Origin of the sequence: Thermogemmatispora sp., from assembly GCF_019683755.1 — a bacterium.
In the GTDB taxonomy this organism is placed as follows: domain Bacteria; phylum Chloroflexota; class Ktedonobacteria; order Ktedonobacterales; family Ktedonobacteraceae; genus Thermogemmatispora.
This window is the reverse complement of record NZ_JADGHT010000105.1, coordinates 1-13329: the sequence shown is the minus strand read 5'-3', so window position 1 is coordinate 13329 and position 13329 is coordinate 1. Positions and strand designations below refer to the sequence as shown.

Below are 13329 nucleotides of genomic sequence, written 5' to 3'. Positions count from 1 at the left end.
GTCTTCTGCTGTTCGGCCTGATCATCCATGCCTGGGAAGGCTCGGCAGCGAGAGTATACTTATAGTTATTCTATTAATAGTTTCTCATTACTTCATGAATTTCGAGATTTTCAGAGTTTCGAAATTCATGAAAACTTGATGACAGATCACTTCAAGGAAGAAAGGAGTCACAGACATGGCTTACAGACGATCGCAATCTGAGCAGTGTACCTGGCGGCTGTTCCCCTACGATGGGCCAGGTCCCTACGATGACGACAATGGTGGAGAAAGCCGCTGGAAGCCTGGCACCTCGCCAGAGGACACTGATCCCGAGGAAGAAGGAGGAGAAGAGTCGCAAGTCGGCGGAAAAGAGACGGGGCAGTAGCTCGCCTTCTCTACTCCCTAAGCGGAATCCAAGCGGTGTTCGGATCAGCACCAGTGCCGTAGCGTTGACTTGCAAGAGTGCGGCTTACAAGCCAGAGCGCACTGGCACTATCGAGCTCTGCCCTGCCCTATCCTACCACAACTAAACTAGATTCGCAAAAGCAGCCGCCACGGCAAGTCTGGCGGGCCGAGACCGGTGATGAGAACTGGCCTCAGCCAGTCAGGGCCGTAGCGGCTGTGAGCTTGAAGGAGCGGTCTACTCGTTGCTCTTCTCTAGCTATCTATGCCGATGCTCCACCTGCTGAGGCTTCGCGCACCGCGAAGTAGACAGCCTGGGGATGATGGACCACGATGGCCGCTGTCGACTGCTCGGGCACCAGCTGATAGCCGGAGGTCAGCGTGACGCCAAGGCTACTCTCGACCGGCAGCAGTGCGAACAGCGTGCGATGGTCCTCCAGATCAGGAATAGCCGGATAGCCCCAGCTATAGCGTCGTCCGCGCCCTTCCTGGTCTGTTAACCCCAGCTCGCGCCGAATGTGCTCATTGGTATACTCAGCCAGCGCCTCGGTGAGCTGTACCGAGAGCCCATGAAGAAAATAGGCCTCTGAATAGCGTCCCTCTTGTTGCAACTGCTGAACCCGCTCCGCTGAGCCGGGACCCATCGTGACCACCTGTAGCGCCACAACGTCGAGCAGGCCACTGCTTGTCGAGGCGAAGTAGTCAGCCAGACAGAGCCGCTCGCGTTCACGCTGGCGAGGAAAGCGGAAACGCCCTAGCTCGCGCAGTATCTGGCGGCCCTCTATGAGAGGCTGCGGATCATAAATGATCAAGCTATTGCCCTGAGACTGGCAGGGGTAGTAGCCATAGAGAGCACGTGGCTGCAAATAGCGCTGTTGCCTCGCCTCACGTAGCATGCGCTCCAAACGCGGGCGAAATTCCTCAGCCGCCAGACGCGCGAAGTCTTCACCATGCGCCTTGCCTCCCCAATGCAGTCGAAAGAGCGTATTTTCATCCAGGCAAGCTGCAATATCCTCCAGTCCGAGGCGGTCCAGCAAGCGCGGCCCCCAGAAAGGTGGTCTGGGAATTGAGGGCGCTGGCTTAATACTAGCTGAGGGGCGCTCATCCAGGAGGTTGCTGTCCTCGCCGGGCCGGTTCTGCTGCTTTTGCTGCTTTTGCAGCTCTCGTAATGCTTCCTGCTTAATGCGTTCCACAAAAGCAGCTCGCTCGTGAGGGTCGCCAGTTAGGCGGTCCATGATCTCCAGGCCCTCGAAGGCATCGCGTGCATAAAAAACCCCTGGTTCGTAGGGAACCAGGCGTACCTGATCTCTTGCAGACTCATCCCTTTCCTCAACAAAGAGAATGCGGCGGCCATAGGCGCGATTAATGGCAGCGCCGCCCACGATTACCGGGTAGCGCAGGCCACGGCGATGCAATTCCTGGACACAGAGCGGCATCTGCTTCGAAGTGCTGACCAGCAATGCCGAAAGGCCAATGGCATCGGCATTGACCTCGACAGCTTTGTCAAGAATCGTATTGAGCGGTACCTGTTTGCCGAGGTCATAGACAGTGTAGCCATTATTACTCAGGATCGTATTGACCAGGTTTTTGCCGATATCGTGCACATCGCCGAAGACGGTCGCCAGCACGACTCGCCCCTTAGTATAGCCCTCCTTACGCTCAAGGTAGCCTTCGAGATGGGCCACGGCCCGTTTCATAACCTCGGCGGACTGCAGCACGAATGGCAAGATCAGCTCACCAGCCCCAAAGCGATCGCCGACCTCTTTCATCGCTGGCAAGAGCACGCCGTTGAGCACCTGGACAGCGGCCTCACTAGCTGTCATACCAGCGGCGCAGCGCTCCTGGATCGCCTGCGCGATCAGTTCCTCGATACCCTCTTTGCGCCGATGCAAGATCTGCCAGTGGATCCGCTCATCGGTGCTCAGGCCCTCAGTTGGATCAGTGCGCGTTTCCTCGGCTATCTCGGCTGATCCATGCTCCTCAAAATAGGCAATATAGCGCGGCAACGCCTCGGGGCGGTTGTAGATCAGATCCTCGGCCAGGCGGCGCTGCTCCTCGGGGATCTCGGCATACGGCTTGATATGCGCGGGGTTCACAATGGCAGCATCCAGACCTGCGCGCACTGCATGATAGAGAAAGACGCTATTGAGCACAGCGCGCGCCTGCGGCTTGAGGCCGAATGAGACATTGCTTACTCCCAGCAGCGTCAAAGCCCCGGGCAGCTCGGTCTTAATCCGGCGCAACGCCTCCAGAGTCTCGATCGCTGCTGTGCGCAAATCATCCTGACCTGTAGTGATAGGGAAGGTCAGCGGATCGAAGAGCAAGGCCTCTGGAGTCAGGCCATATTCGCCCACGCAAATCTCATAAATGCGGCGAGCCACCTCTAGCTTGCGCTCAGCGGTTCTGGCCATGCCGGCCTCATCAATGGTCAACGCTACGACCGCTGCTCCATGTTCGCGGGCCAGAGGGAGTACGCGCTCAAGGCGCTCACGCCCATTCTCCATATTGATCGAATTGACGACAGCCCGGCCTGGGTAGACCTCCAGAGCCGCCTGAATGACTGCCGGCTCCGTCGAATCGATGAAAAGAGGCACCTCAATGCCCTGAGAAAGCTTCTTGATGGTCTGGGTCATCTGGGCAGCCTCATCGCTGCGCTCCGTCAACGCCACGCAGACATCCAGGGCGTGGGCCCCGCCCTCAACCTGTTCACGCGCGATGGTCAGCAGGGTATCGTAGTCATCCCGTAGCAGGGCCTCCTTGGCCTTACGGCTCCCCTGGCTGTTGACGCGCTCGCCGATCAGCAAGGGGGGTGGGTCCTGTCGCAAGCTACTGGCGCGCATACCGCTCGCCACCAGAGGGAGCGAGACGCTGGCGAAGCTCCGCTTCTGCAGCACACTATCGGCCAGCGGACGTGGACGGCGCGGCGCTGTGCGGCAGGCCTGCACGATGGCGCGCAGATGAGCATGAGAGCTACCGCAGCAGCCGCCCACAATATTGACACCGAAGTCGGTGATGAACTCGCGCAGGGCGGTGGCCATCGCCTCAGGGGCGAGCGGATAGATGGCTTTGCCCCCCACATTCAGAGGGATACCAGCGTTAGGGATCGTCGAAATGGGCAGCGGGCAATGCTCTGCCAGATAGCGCACTGGCTCGCGCATATGCTCGGGACCGGTAGAGCAGTTGAGTCCAATAACCTGGACCTGCAATCCGACCAGAGTAGCCATCACCGCAGCGATATCCGTGCCGAGCAACATCCGTCCGCTGGTATCAAGCGAGACCTGGGCCTGAATCGGTACCTGGCGCCCCGCTTGCTGCATAGCGCGCCGCAGGCCTGTCACAGCGGCACGGACCTCCAGCAGATCCTGACTGGTCTCAATCAGCAGCACATCAACGCCGCCCTCTAGTAAAGCGGCAGCCTGCTCCTGGAAAACCGCCACCAGTTGCTGATAGGTGATATTGCTCAGCACGGGATCGTCAGAAGATGGCAGCATACCAGTGGGACCGATGGAACCGGCTACAAAGCGCGGCCAGTCAGGTGTACTGTAGCGATCTGCCAGCCGGCGAGCCAGACGCGCAGCGGCCAGGTTAATCTCATAGGTGCGCTCCCCAAGGCCATATTCGTTCAGCTTCAAACGGCTGGCCGTGAATGAATTGGTCTCCAATACATCACAACCCGCTTCCAGAAAGCCCGCGTGGATCTCCTCGATCACCTCTGGTCGTGTCAGCACCAGGTACTCATTGCAGCCCTCGGTGGCAGGCCCGCCATAGTCGGCTGCGCTCAACTGATAGGTCTGAATCGTGCTGCCCATAGCACCGTCGAAAATCAAAACGCGCTGTGCCAGGGCCTCCAGAAAGCGGCTCATAAGCAGACCGCTTGCCTCCTCTACGCTCTTGCTTGTAGTCCTTCCCTTCTGCTCCGGGCTGAAGATGAGCGATGCTCAGCGATGGCATGTGAGCCGCCCTGCAGCCGGAGTCAGTCAGTGCTTTGCCAGGTCGTCTGACACGGCGAGCGGAGTAAGGTAGCCCCGCAGCCGCTGTCTCAATGGGTTGGGCGCCTATGGTCAGTTACAGACAGGCTCTCTGGAACGCGAATGCAAGGCTACAGATTGCTGACACTGGCCGGGTTGCTCTATTATAACATGTTTCGATAGCGGCTGAGATTAGCGCCCAAGTGAAGGGGAGGGGCCGCGGGCGGACAGGGCACGGTGCGCATAGGTAGTAAGTCAGGAGAAAGGGGAGAGCTGTTGAGCAGGCCAGAGAGGACTCAATGTGTGCCAAGACGCTTACCCGCCAACGGCTCCCAAATCTGCACAGTACCATCCCACGAGCCAGAAGCGATAGCGTCGCCAGTGGGGGACCAAGCCAGGGTACTCACCCAGTCGCTATGACCGCGATAGCTTACGAGTGGCGTTGAAAGTGAGGCCATCCCGCTGACCGGCCATACATGTACCTGCTCATCGACGCTGCCGGAGGCAAGCAATTGACCATCTTGCGACCAGGCGACACAGGTCACACTGCCACTATGGCCATAATAACAGAGCGGCTCACGCCCGCCATCGAGGCCTCGCGGATCGCGGGCCTCCCAGACATGCACCGCTTGATCGTCGCTGGCCGAGGCCACCAGGCGCCCATCGGGAGACCAGGCCAGCGCATTCACCTTATCGTGATGTCCATAATAGATGCGAATATTGCTCCCGGTAGTAGTTGCCGGCTCCCAGACATGTACCGTGCGATCCTCCCCACCAGAGGCGAGTTGGCGACTATCGGGGGACCAGGCCAGGGCGGCGATGCTGCCGTGATGACCACGATAGGTACAAATAATGCGGCGGGTCGCTACCTCCCAGACCAGGACCACGCGCTCCTCACCGGCGGCGGCTAGATACTTCCCATCGGGAGACCAGGCCAGGGCCAGGATGCGCTCACTGAGGCCCTCATAGCGAGCGCCGGCGGGCGACTGAAAGCGAGCTGCTTGGGCCTCGTGGGGCAGGACAGCCAACACCTGCACCACCTCTGACAGCAGGCCATCGGTCATGGCCAGATAGCGCCCATCGGGAGACCAGGCAATCGCTGGCGCCTCCAGAGAGAGACCGCGCTGCACAAGCAAGGTTTCCCCGCTGCGACTGTCCCAAACCTGAACGCTCTCATCCTGGCTGCTGGAAGCCAGATAGCGCCCATGACTGGCCCAGGCTAGAGAAGCCACACGGGCACTATGACCGCGGTAGACCAAGCGGGGCTGAATCAGCGCAGGAGGGGGTGCTTGCTCATCTAGGTGCGTCGCTGACGGAGGGGAGGCCACGAACGGCAGCGGCGATTTAAACTGTGAGCGAGGCAGTGGAGAAAGCGGGAGCCGCTCCTGACGACTGGCCCGCTCTAATTCGCGCGCGAACTCTTCCACCGAAGAGAAGCGCTCATTCGGGTCCTTGGCCAGCGCGCGCAAGACCACCTGTTCGACCGCAGGCGGAATCGCCGGGACACGCTCACGCAGCGATGGCGGAGGCGCAATCTGATGCTGCAGAGCGATTTCCTGAGTCGTACCCTGAAATGGCCAATCACCCGTCAGCCACTCATAGACGACCACCGCCAGGGCATACTGATCACTAGCCAGTCGAGGACGCCCACGTAGTTGCTCCGGCGCCGCATAAGGGACCGTGCCCTCGAAACCCTGCGGCTTCTCGCGCCGATAACCTGCACTGCGCGCCACGGTGGCGATATCGAAGTCGCTCAGCCAGACCTGGTTTTCCGGCCCCAACAGCATATTGTGCGGCTTAATATCGCGATGGATGAGCTTATAGCCATGAATATACTGCAAAGCCGAAGCCACCTGACGTACATACGAGACCACCGTTGAGAGCGGCAGAGTGGTTCCACGTGGATGCCGTTCGCGCAACGTCCCATGAGGAGCATAGGCCATCACAATGAATGGCTGCCCATCCTCCGCCCCAAAATCGAAGACACGCACAATGTGCGGATGTTCCAGCCTGGTTAAAACCTGCGCGCGGATCAGCAACTCGGCCAGTTCCTGACTGGAGAGCTGGGCCTCAACCACCTTCAGCGCCGCCTGAACCCCCGTGCGCACATGCTCCCCCAGATAGACGCGCGTCATATGGCCCTGACCCAGTAGACGTACCAGCCGATACCCCCCAAGCCGCTGATCGATGCGACTGACCATAGCGCACTCTCTCCTTGCAAGGTTCCTGCCTTGCAATCGCTAGTCTTCTCTTTCTACCTTGCGAGTACCCTTGTTGGAGGATTGTAGAGAATGGGTGAGATACATGTCAAGCGGATAGTCAAGATGGTATATGCTGATGCTTTTTGAGTTTCCTTGTGCAATGGTGAGATCTGAAGAAGAGTGATAACAAAAAAAAGAGCCTGACACTGCAGAGCAAGAAGGCGAAAAAGAGGAGCTCAGTTCTGCGGATCAGAGGTCAGCAACTCTTCCAATGTTCGAGCGAAGCGCTCAACCTCCTCTTCGGAATTATAATAATGGACCGAAGCACGCACCAGCGCTTGAAGACCATGCGCCTGCATATCCAGCAGAGCTGCCTGCTGAGAGACCACCGAAACATTGATTTTCTGGCGGCGCAGAGCCTGGCGAATCCTCTCAGCCTCCCAGCCTTCCACCGTAAAGGTGACAATGCCACTCTGGACCACGCCCCGATCATGGACAATCACCCCTGGCAGCGGCGTAAGGCGCGTACGCAACAGATAAGCGAGATCGCGGATACGGCGCCAAAGTCGCTGCTGATCCCACTGCAAGAAATAATCGATGGCCACTCCCAAACCCAGGCGATTGGCCATACTGGCCTCCCAGCACTCAAAGCGGCGCGCATCCGGGCGCAGCACATACTGATCGGGGGCCGTCCAACTCGCCGAGTGCAGATCGATCAGCGGCGGCTCCAACTGCTCCAGTACCTCCTGACGCACGTAGAGGAAGCCAGTACCGCGCGGACCGCGCAAATACTTGCGCCCTGTGCCAGCCAGAATGTCGCAGCCGAGGGAGCGCACATCCAGCGGCACTTGGCCGACCGACTGTGTGGCATCCAGCAGATACAGTACGCCTGCCTCGCGCGCGATGCGTCCCACCTCTGCAGCCGGGTTGACCAGACCATTATTGGTCGGCACATGCGTCAAGGCGATGACACGAACGCGCTCATCAAGGGCGTTGCGCAGAGCGCTCAAAGAGATCTGCCCGTACTCATCGTCGGGCACCACCTCAACGCCGACCCCGAAGCGGCGTGTCATCTGCAGAAACGCTAGATAATTACTGGCATATTCAGCCATACCGGTCAAAATGCGATCGCCGGGTGCGAAAGGGATAGCATAGAAGGCCATATCCCAGGCGCGCGTGGCATTCTCCACCAGCGCCACTTCACTTGGCTGGCAGCCGAGCAAGGTAGCCACCGCCTCATACACGTGGGCGAGGGCCTCCTGCATCTCCTCGGCAGCCTCGTAGCCGCCGTGGTAGGCCTCACGCTCTAGATGGGCGCGCACAGCTTCCAGCACAGCTTGAGGCATAAGAGCGGCGCCGGCATTATTGAAATGCAGAACCTCGCTGCAACCAGGCGTCTCCGCACGGACCTGGGCCAGATCGAAAGCGCGACTGTGCCGTTCCACTCTACCTTGTCCTTTCCATCTGCTCACGCCTGCAGATCTCAACAGAGCAGAGCAAGCGGTGAAGCTCTCGCCTGCTCACTGCCCGGCCTGGTCCTGGTCCCTTCCCTGGAGCTGGCCGCTTTCAGCCAACGCTGGTCTACGTAATCCGGGACCAGGAAGAAAGCCAGGCGCTATCCAGCTAGGCAGATCAGTGGGCAGAAGAACCAGTTGAAGATTCTGCTAGCAATGCTCACTACGTCACCACGACGGCGGCCTCATTGGCCAACGGGGATAACGACACGGCCCTGACCGGTGGGTGGCATGTTAGGACCACTGCCGACCCAGCGTACAGCGGTGCCGATGGCTGTCACCTCCATCCATTCGCCGTTATGCAAATACTGAACCTGGATATCAACGCCAATAACCCCATCGGCGCCAAGCTGATCAGCCTCAAACTGCATGCGGCTCAAAGCCAGCTCTCGTGCTTGGTACATCAGTTGCGTGTACTCCTTCAGCTCGCCTTGGAAATGGGACTTAATACCCGCCAACCAGTTGCGGATTGCCCCCATCGAATAAATGCAGTTGCCCATCACCAGACCCAGAGGCTGAAAGCCTTTGTCAACGACAAGCCAGAACTCCTGGCCGGAGAGATCGGAGGTGAAAGCCCGGCCTCGATAGCCCGGCCGGACATCCATTGCTGTTCGTGGTTCGCTCATGGGACCTCTCTTTCGCTGTGGTCTTAGCTGGCCGCTTCTTGTAGTCTTGCTTGCTGCCGCTGCGCATTGACGCGCTCGCTGGCAGGCGGTTAGCTGCCTTTCCAGGATAGGCAATGGCCTCGGCTCTGTCAACCGTGCGATAGAGCAGGGTCGGCAGCCTATCCCCTTGCAGGCAACGCTCTTGCCTGCCTTGCGGCTCCTATCTGATCTACGTCTTGCTTTCCGTGACTCATACGTCTAAAATATGACTGGCGAGTTCAAAAGAGCGGTCGAGAGCGTTGGAAGACCTGGAACCGGAGGATTGGCAAGGGAGGAAGCAGTTCTGAACAAGGAGAACTGGGCCGATGGCTAACGGAGTGGGGCGACAGCGCCTAAAGGAACGGCTGCGCGAAGTACGCGCTGAACTGATTCTTAATGTGGCGGAGGAAGTCTTCGAAGAGCGGGGCTATCATGAGACGACGATGGATGAGATTGCGGCTCGCTGCGGTATGGCCAAGGGCACGCTCTATCAACACTTCCCAGGTGGCAAGGACGAGCTAATCACTGCCCTCTTTGCACGCCATTTAGAGCACTTCGCCCACGCTGTCGCCCAGGCCCCGAGCGCTGCCAGTACGGCTCGTGGCAGGCTCAGGTACATTCTGGAGTACGTCTATCTGGAACGCAGTGGCTTGCATGCTCGCCTCTTGCAACTGCTTACCTACGGAGGGGACCTCCGGCAGACGCTCAAAGAGCGCCTGCATCCCCGGCTGGCACAGATCAGCGCCGCTATCCGCGCTTTGCTTGAGCAGGGGCAACACAGCGGTGAGTTTCGCGCCACGCTCTCGACTGATCTGCTACTGCAGACATTTATGCACTTGCTGCTTTTCAACAAATATCAGCCAGTGCTTGAACGCGAGCACCTCTCTCCCGAAAACCTTGTAGAGCAGGTCGCGCAGATTTTCTTTGATGGTATTGCCAGCGACACGTCTGGAGAGGAAAGGATATAGCTGCCATGCAATCACAGCCCGGTTTACGCGCAACGGCCCCTATGCTCTTCGGGCTGCAGCCCCTGGAAGATACCGAGCGCTCCTTCGCCTGGTTTGACGCCATGCGCGAGGCGCACCCGGTCTTCTTTCATGAAGGAACCGGCATCTGGCAAGTCTTTCGCTACGATGATGTTTTGAATGTACTTAACGACTATACTCGCTTTTCCTCCAACGCCTTCGAAGACGTTGGTGCCTTTTTTGAAGGGACACTAGTTGCCAAAGATCCGCCGGAGCATCGCAAGCTGCGCAGCCTGGTCAATCAGGCCTTCACGCCGCGGGCCGTAGCGCGTCTTGCGGACCGCATCACGCAGATTACACAGGAGCTGCTTGATGCGGTGCTCGCCAAGGGAGAGCTAGATGTTGTGGCTGACATTGCCTTCCCCTTACCAGCCAAAGTGATCGCCGAACTTCTCGGTGTACCAGATCAAGACTGGGACATCTTCCAGCGCTGGGCGCGGGCTGATCCCTCCTCGCCGCCAGCACGGCGCTTCGCCGGGCGGACAATGCGGCAAGAGATGGAAGACTACTTCACGGACCTGATTGCTGAGCGTCGGAAGTCGCCGCGTGAGGATCTGATCAGCGCTCTTTGTCAGGCTGAGGTCGATGGGCAGCGCCTTAGTCTGTCAGAGCTGCTAAGCTTCTGTGTCTTACTGCTGGCTGCTGGCCAGGAAACCACCAAGAATCTGATTGCCAATGCCATCGTTTGCTTTACCGACTACCCGGATGTCATGGAGCGGCTCCGTCGTCAGCCCGAGCTAATGCCAGCAGCCATTGAGGAAGTGCTGCGTTTCCTGCCGCCCGTCTGGTTCCTGCTGCGGCGTACGACCACCGAGGTTGAGCTGGGTGGGCAGCGCATCCCCCCTCAGCAGAGTGTGCTTGTCTGGACTGCCTCGGCCAACCGTGACCCGGCCCAGTTCCCGGAGCCTGATCGCTTCCTGATCGAGCGCAGCCCCAATCGTCATTTGGCCTTCGGTCATGGTATCCATTATTGTGTCGGCGCTCCTCTGGCGCGCCTGGAGGCTAAAATCGCCCTGCCGTTGATGTTGGAGCGCCTGGGCCATCTGGAGCGTATACCAGGCATCCCGATCATGGTCAATCGGGGACTGGTCTTTGTCATTCGCTCCCTGCCGATCGCCTTTGAGCAGGCTTCTGCGGCCCGCCGATCCTGATAAGGTCAATGGCCCGGGGGGCGAGTTTCAGCGGCATCCGCTCCTAAACAGGAAGGAGCGGACGCCGCCTAGCTCCCTTCGTCGGGTACCAGCTCGATCACCTCCCCAAAAGGAAAGGCCTCCTTCTCAAGGTGGTAGCCGGTCACGACCCAGAGCACCGGTAAGCCGGGCGGCTCTTTGGGGAAGATGCCAAAGCCGTCGGTTAAATAGACGCAGACGGCATTCTGCCACGCTTTATGCTCTGCCTGAACACGCTCGAAGAAGGGGCAAAAGTTGGTTCCTCCCCCGCCTGAGGGAGGCAGCTCGTTGGCGACGCTATTGACCTCATAGGGACCGTAGCATTCGGTATCGACGTAGTAGAGCTGACCAACTACATGCGGGTAAGCGTCCAGAATACCGCGCACCTCACCCAGAAAAAGGTTCAGGTCGTGATCTGTGATCGAGCCACTTGTATCGACAGCGATATAAGCGTAAAGCTGCTCGTTCTCCTGGGCATCAAGGTAGAGTCGCTGACCGATAAAGCGCCGATCAAAGCCTGCGAAATCGCTCGGCGTCTGGGTCAGAAAGCGCCAGAGATAGCTACGCCAGTCCAGTCGGCTCGGTTCGATGCGGGACAGCTCGCGCTCCAGCCCGAGAGGAAGATGACCAGGTTGCGTATTTGTGTTACGGGCCTGCTTGATGGCCCGCCACCAGTAGTCTCGCAGCCGCTCATGCTCCTCATGCAAGAGTGGCTCCTCCTCCTGACCTGGCTGCTTGAGGTCCAGAGGAACGCGAAGCTGAGTCGTGCGCTGGCGATTCTGCTGCAGTTGCTGATAGACCTCCTCGACGCAGAGATTTTCCAGGCCAGGCTCACGCAGATGGCCCTGGGGCAACTCTAGCCCCTCCAGATGAGCAATGATGCCATTGACCACAATATCGGCGGCGATATTCCAGAGCTGCGCATCACGCTGACCACGGCGTGGCACGTGCTGCAGAGCGACATGGAGCACCTCATGGGTCAGCACTCCCAGGCGTTCGGCAGGCGTCAGCTTCTGCCAGAAAGTTGGATTAAAGATAATGCTGCGCCCGTCTGTCATGGCCGTATCGACGCTCTCGCTCACTCTGATCTGAGCAAAGAGGCTCAACGTGGCGAAGAACGGCTGTCGAAGACGCAACTGAAGAATAGCAGCGCTAATCTGCTTTTGCGTATCGTTGCGCTCGGGCATAGTGTTTCCTCCTTGGAGCGAGCTGACTCAGGCGATTGCTGAGCGCTGACGGCCTGTGGCTGTAGTCAGCGTGTGGTCTCTCCTGCGTTCACTGCTGTTGATTGAGCAGTTCCATATATTCAGCGAACAGCTGCTGTAGCTGCTGATTACGCTGTATGAGGGCGGCCAGCTTACCCAGTTCATTGCGCGCGCGCAGCAGGCGGAAAAGATCGGTGGCCAAGAGCTGAACCCATTCCGGCGGGGCTTTACGGCTCATCCAGACAAATGCCTCGTAGCACTGCTGCAGGCTTGAGGCCCGCGTCGCCAAAGCAGTAGTAATGGCGTACCGTAACGATGGCTCAGCAGGGAAAGCGATGTGCTCACCTTCGCCCTCCAAAATGGCCTCGACATCGGGGAGGCGATCATAGAGAGCCATGAAGGCTTCAAACTCGGCAGCGGCCCCCTGACCAACTGCCGGGGCGATATCAAGTCCGGCCTTGTAGAGTGCATCGGCCATCATCCAGGTGCGTGGAGAGGGCCAGGCTGGCTGCTGAGGATCAAGCTTGTGCAGCAATTCCGGACGGAAGGCGAGAAAGGCCAAGAGATGCTCATGCATGCCCTGCTCCAGCGCATAGGCCTTGAAGCTATCAAAGTTCGGCTCGACAAACAGGTGAATGAAACGATTACTCAGTGGAGCCGGCATGTCAAAGACGGCGGCCCGATCTTCTTTGCGGTTGCCAGCGGCCCAGATAAACCAGCCTTCAGGAACGGTGTAGTTGCCGACGCGCCGATCAAGAATCAGCTGCTGGGCGATGCCTTGGATGGTTGGCGGGGCCAGATTCAGCTCATCGAGAAAGAGAATGCCCTGACCCGAGCGCGGTAGAAACTCGGGCGGATACCAGCGGGCAGTACCCTCCTCGGCCACGGGCAAACCGCGCAGATCGGTAGGGGCCAGCTGTGAGAGACGGAGGTCGATCAGCTCCAGACCGTGGCTGCGTGCCGTTTGGGCAACAATGCTGGATTTACCGATGCCAGGTGGCCCCCAGATCATCGTACTCATCATGAGGCGCCGACTCACTAGACCGGAAAGGAAACGTGCCAGGGCATCAGGTCGCATGAGACTCTTTCACCTTCCTTGCGATTTCGTTTTCACAACGTCTTACCTTGCTCTATCACTCCAGCTATATGGATAGCACATACAGGAGCGGCGTGCACTCCGGGGAGATCTCTCCAGTTGACCCATAGGAGCGCAGCGCTAGCC

At 58.9% G+C, this 13329-nt stretch carries 9 protein-coding genes; 3 read left to right on the top strand and 6 right to left on the bottom strand.

The features are described from left to right. Window positions 1-175: 175 nt before the first annotated feature. Complete coding sequence (locus IRZ24_RS09185; RefSeq protein ID WP_297162900.1) at window positions 176-364, top strand: hypothetical protein; 189 nt, start codon at window positions 176-178, stop codon at window positions 362-364. Window positions 365-644: 280 nt separating this feature from the next. Here the strand turns inward: IRZ24_RS09185 and metH are convergent, their stop codons facing one another. The 4 genes from metH to IRZ24_RS09165 form a co-directional block, all read right to left on the bottom strand. After that, window positions 645-4244, bottom strand: a complete 3600-nt coding sequence (metH, locus tag IRZ24_RS09180; protein ID WP_297162897.1) for a methionine synthase — start codon at window positions 4242-4244, stop codon at window positions 645-647. Window positions 4245-4645: 401 nt separating this feature from the next. Continuing rightward, on the bottom strand, window positions 4646-6550 hold the full coding sequence (locus IRZ24_RS09175; RefSeq protein WP_297162894.1) for a serine/threonine-protein kinase: 1905 nt from the start codon (window positions 6548-6550) through the stop codon (window positions 4646-4648). A 236-nt stretch (window positions 6551-6786) separates the two neighbouring features. Next, window positions 6787-7995 (bottom strand): aminotransferase class V-fold PLP-dependent enzyme, encoded by a 1209-nt coding sequence (locus IRZ24_RS09170; RefSeq protein ID WP_297162891.1) that lies wholly within the window; start codon window positions 7993-7995, stop codon window positions 6787-6789. A gap of 254 nt (window positions 7996-8249) precedes the next feature. Further along, a complete protein-coding gene (locus IRZ24_RS09165) occupies window positions 8250-8690 on the bottom strand; it encodes a heavy metal-binding domain-containing protein (RefSeq protein WP_297162888.1) in 441 nt (146 codons plus the stop codon). Between the two features lie 344 nt (window positions 8691-9034). Between IRZ24_RS09165 and IRZ24_RS09160 the strand changes: the two genes are divergently transcribed. Both IRZ24_RS09160 and IRZ24_RS09155 read left to right on the top strand, forming a co-directional pair. Further along, window positions 9035-9676: a TetR/AcrR family transcriptional regulator gene (locus IRZ24_RS09160; protein WP_297162885.1), complete on the top strand. Its 642-nt coding sequence runs from the start codon at window positions 9035-9037 to the stop codon at window positions 9674-9676. A 5-nt stretch (window positions 9677-9681) separates the two neighbouring features. Then, on the top strand, window positions 9682-10884 hold the full coding sequence (locus IRZ24_RS09155; RefSeq protein WP_297162882.1) for a cytochrome P450: 1203 nt from the start codon (window positions 9682-9684) through the stop codon (window positions 10882-10884). Window positions 10885-10952: 68 nt separating this feature from the next. Here the strand turns inward: IRZ24_RS09155 and IRZ24_RS09150 are convergent, their stop codons facing one another. Together IRZ24_RS09150 and IRZ24_RS09145 are read right to left on the bottom strand one after the other, a co-directional pair. Next, window positions 10953-12089 carry a VWA-like domain-containing protein gene (locus IRZ24_RS09150; RefSeq protein WP_297162879.1) on the bottom strand — a complete coding sequence of 379 codons (1137 nt, stop codon included), beginning with the start codon at window positions 12087-12089 and terminating at the stop codon, window positions 10953-10955. A gap of 88 nt (window positions 12090-12177) precedes the next feature. Beyond that, window positions 12178-13185, bottom strand: coding sequence for a MoxR family ATPase (locus IRZ24_RS09145; RefSeq protein WP_297162876.1), 1008 nt, complete (start codon window positions 13183-13185; stop codon window positions 12178-12180). Between the last annotated feature and the right edge of the window lie 144 nt (window positions 13186-13329).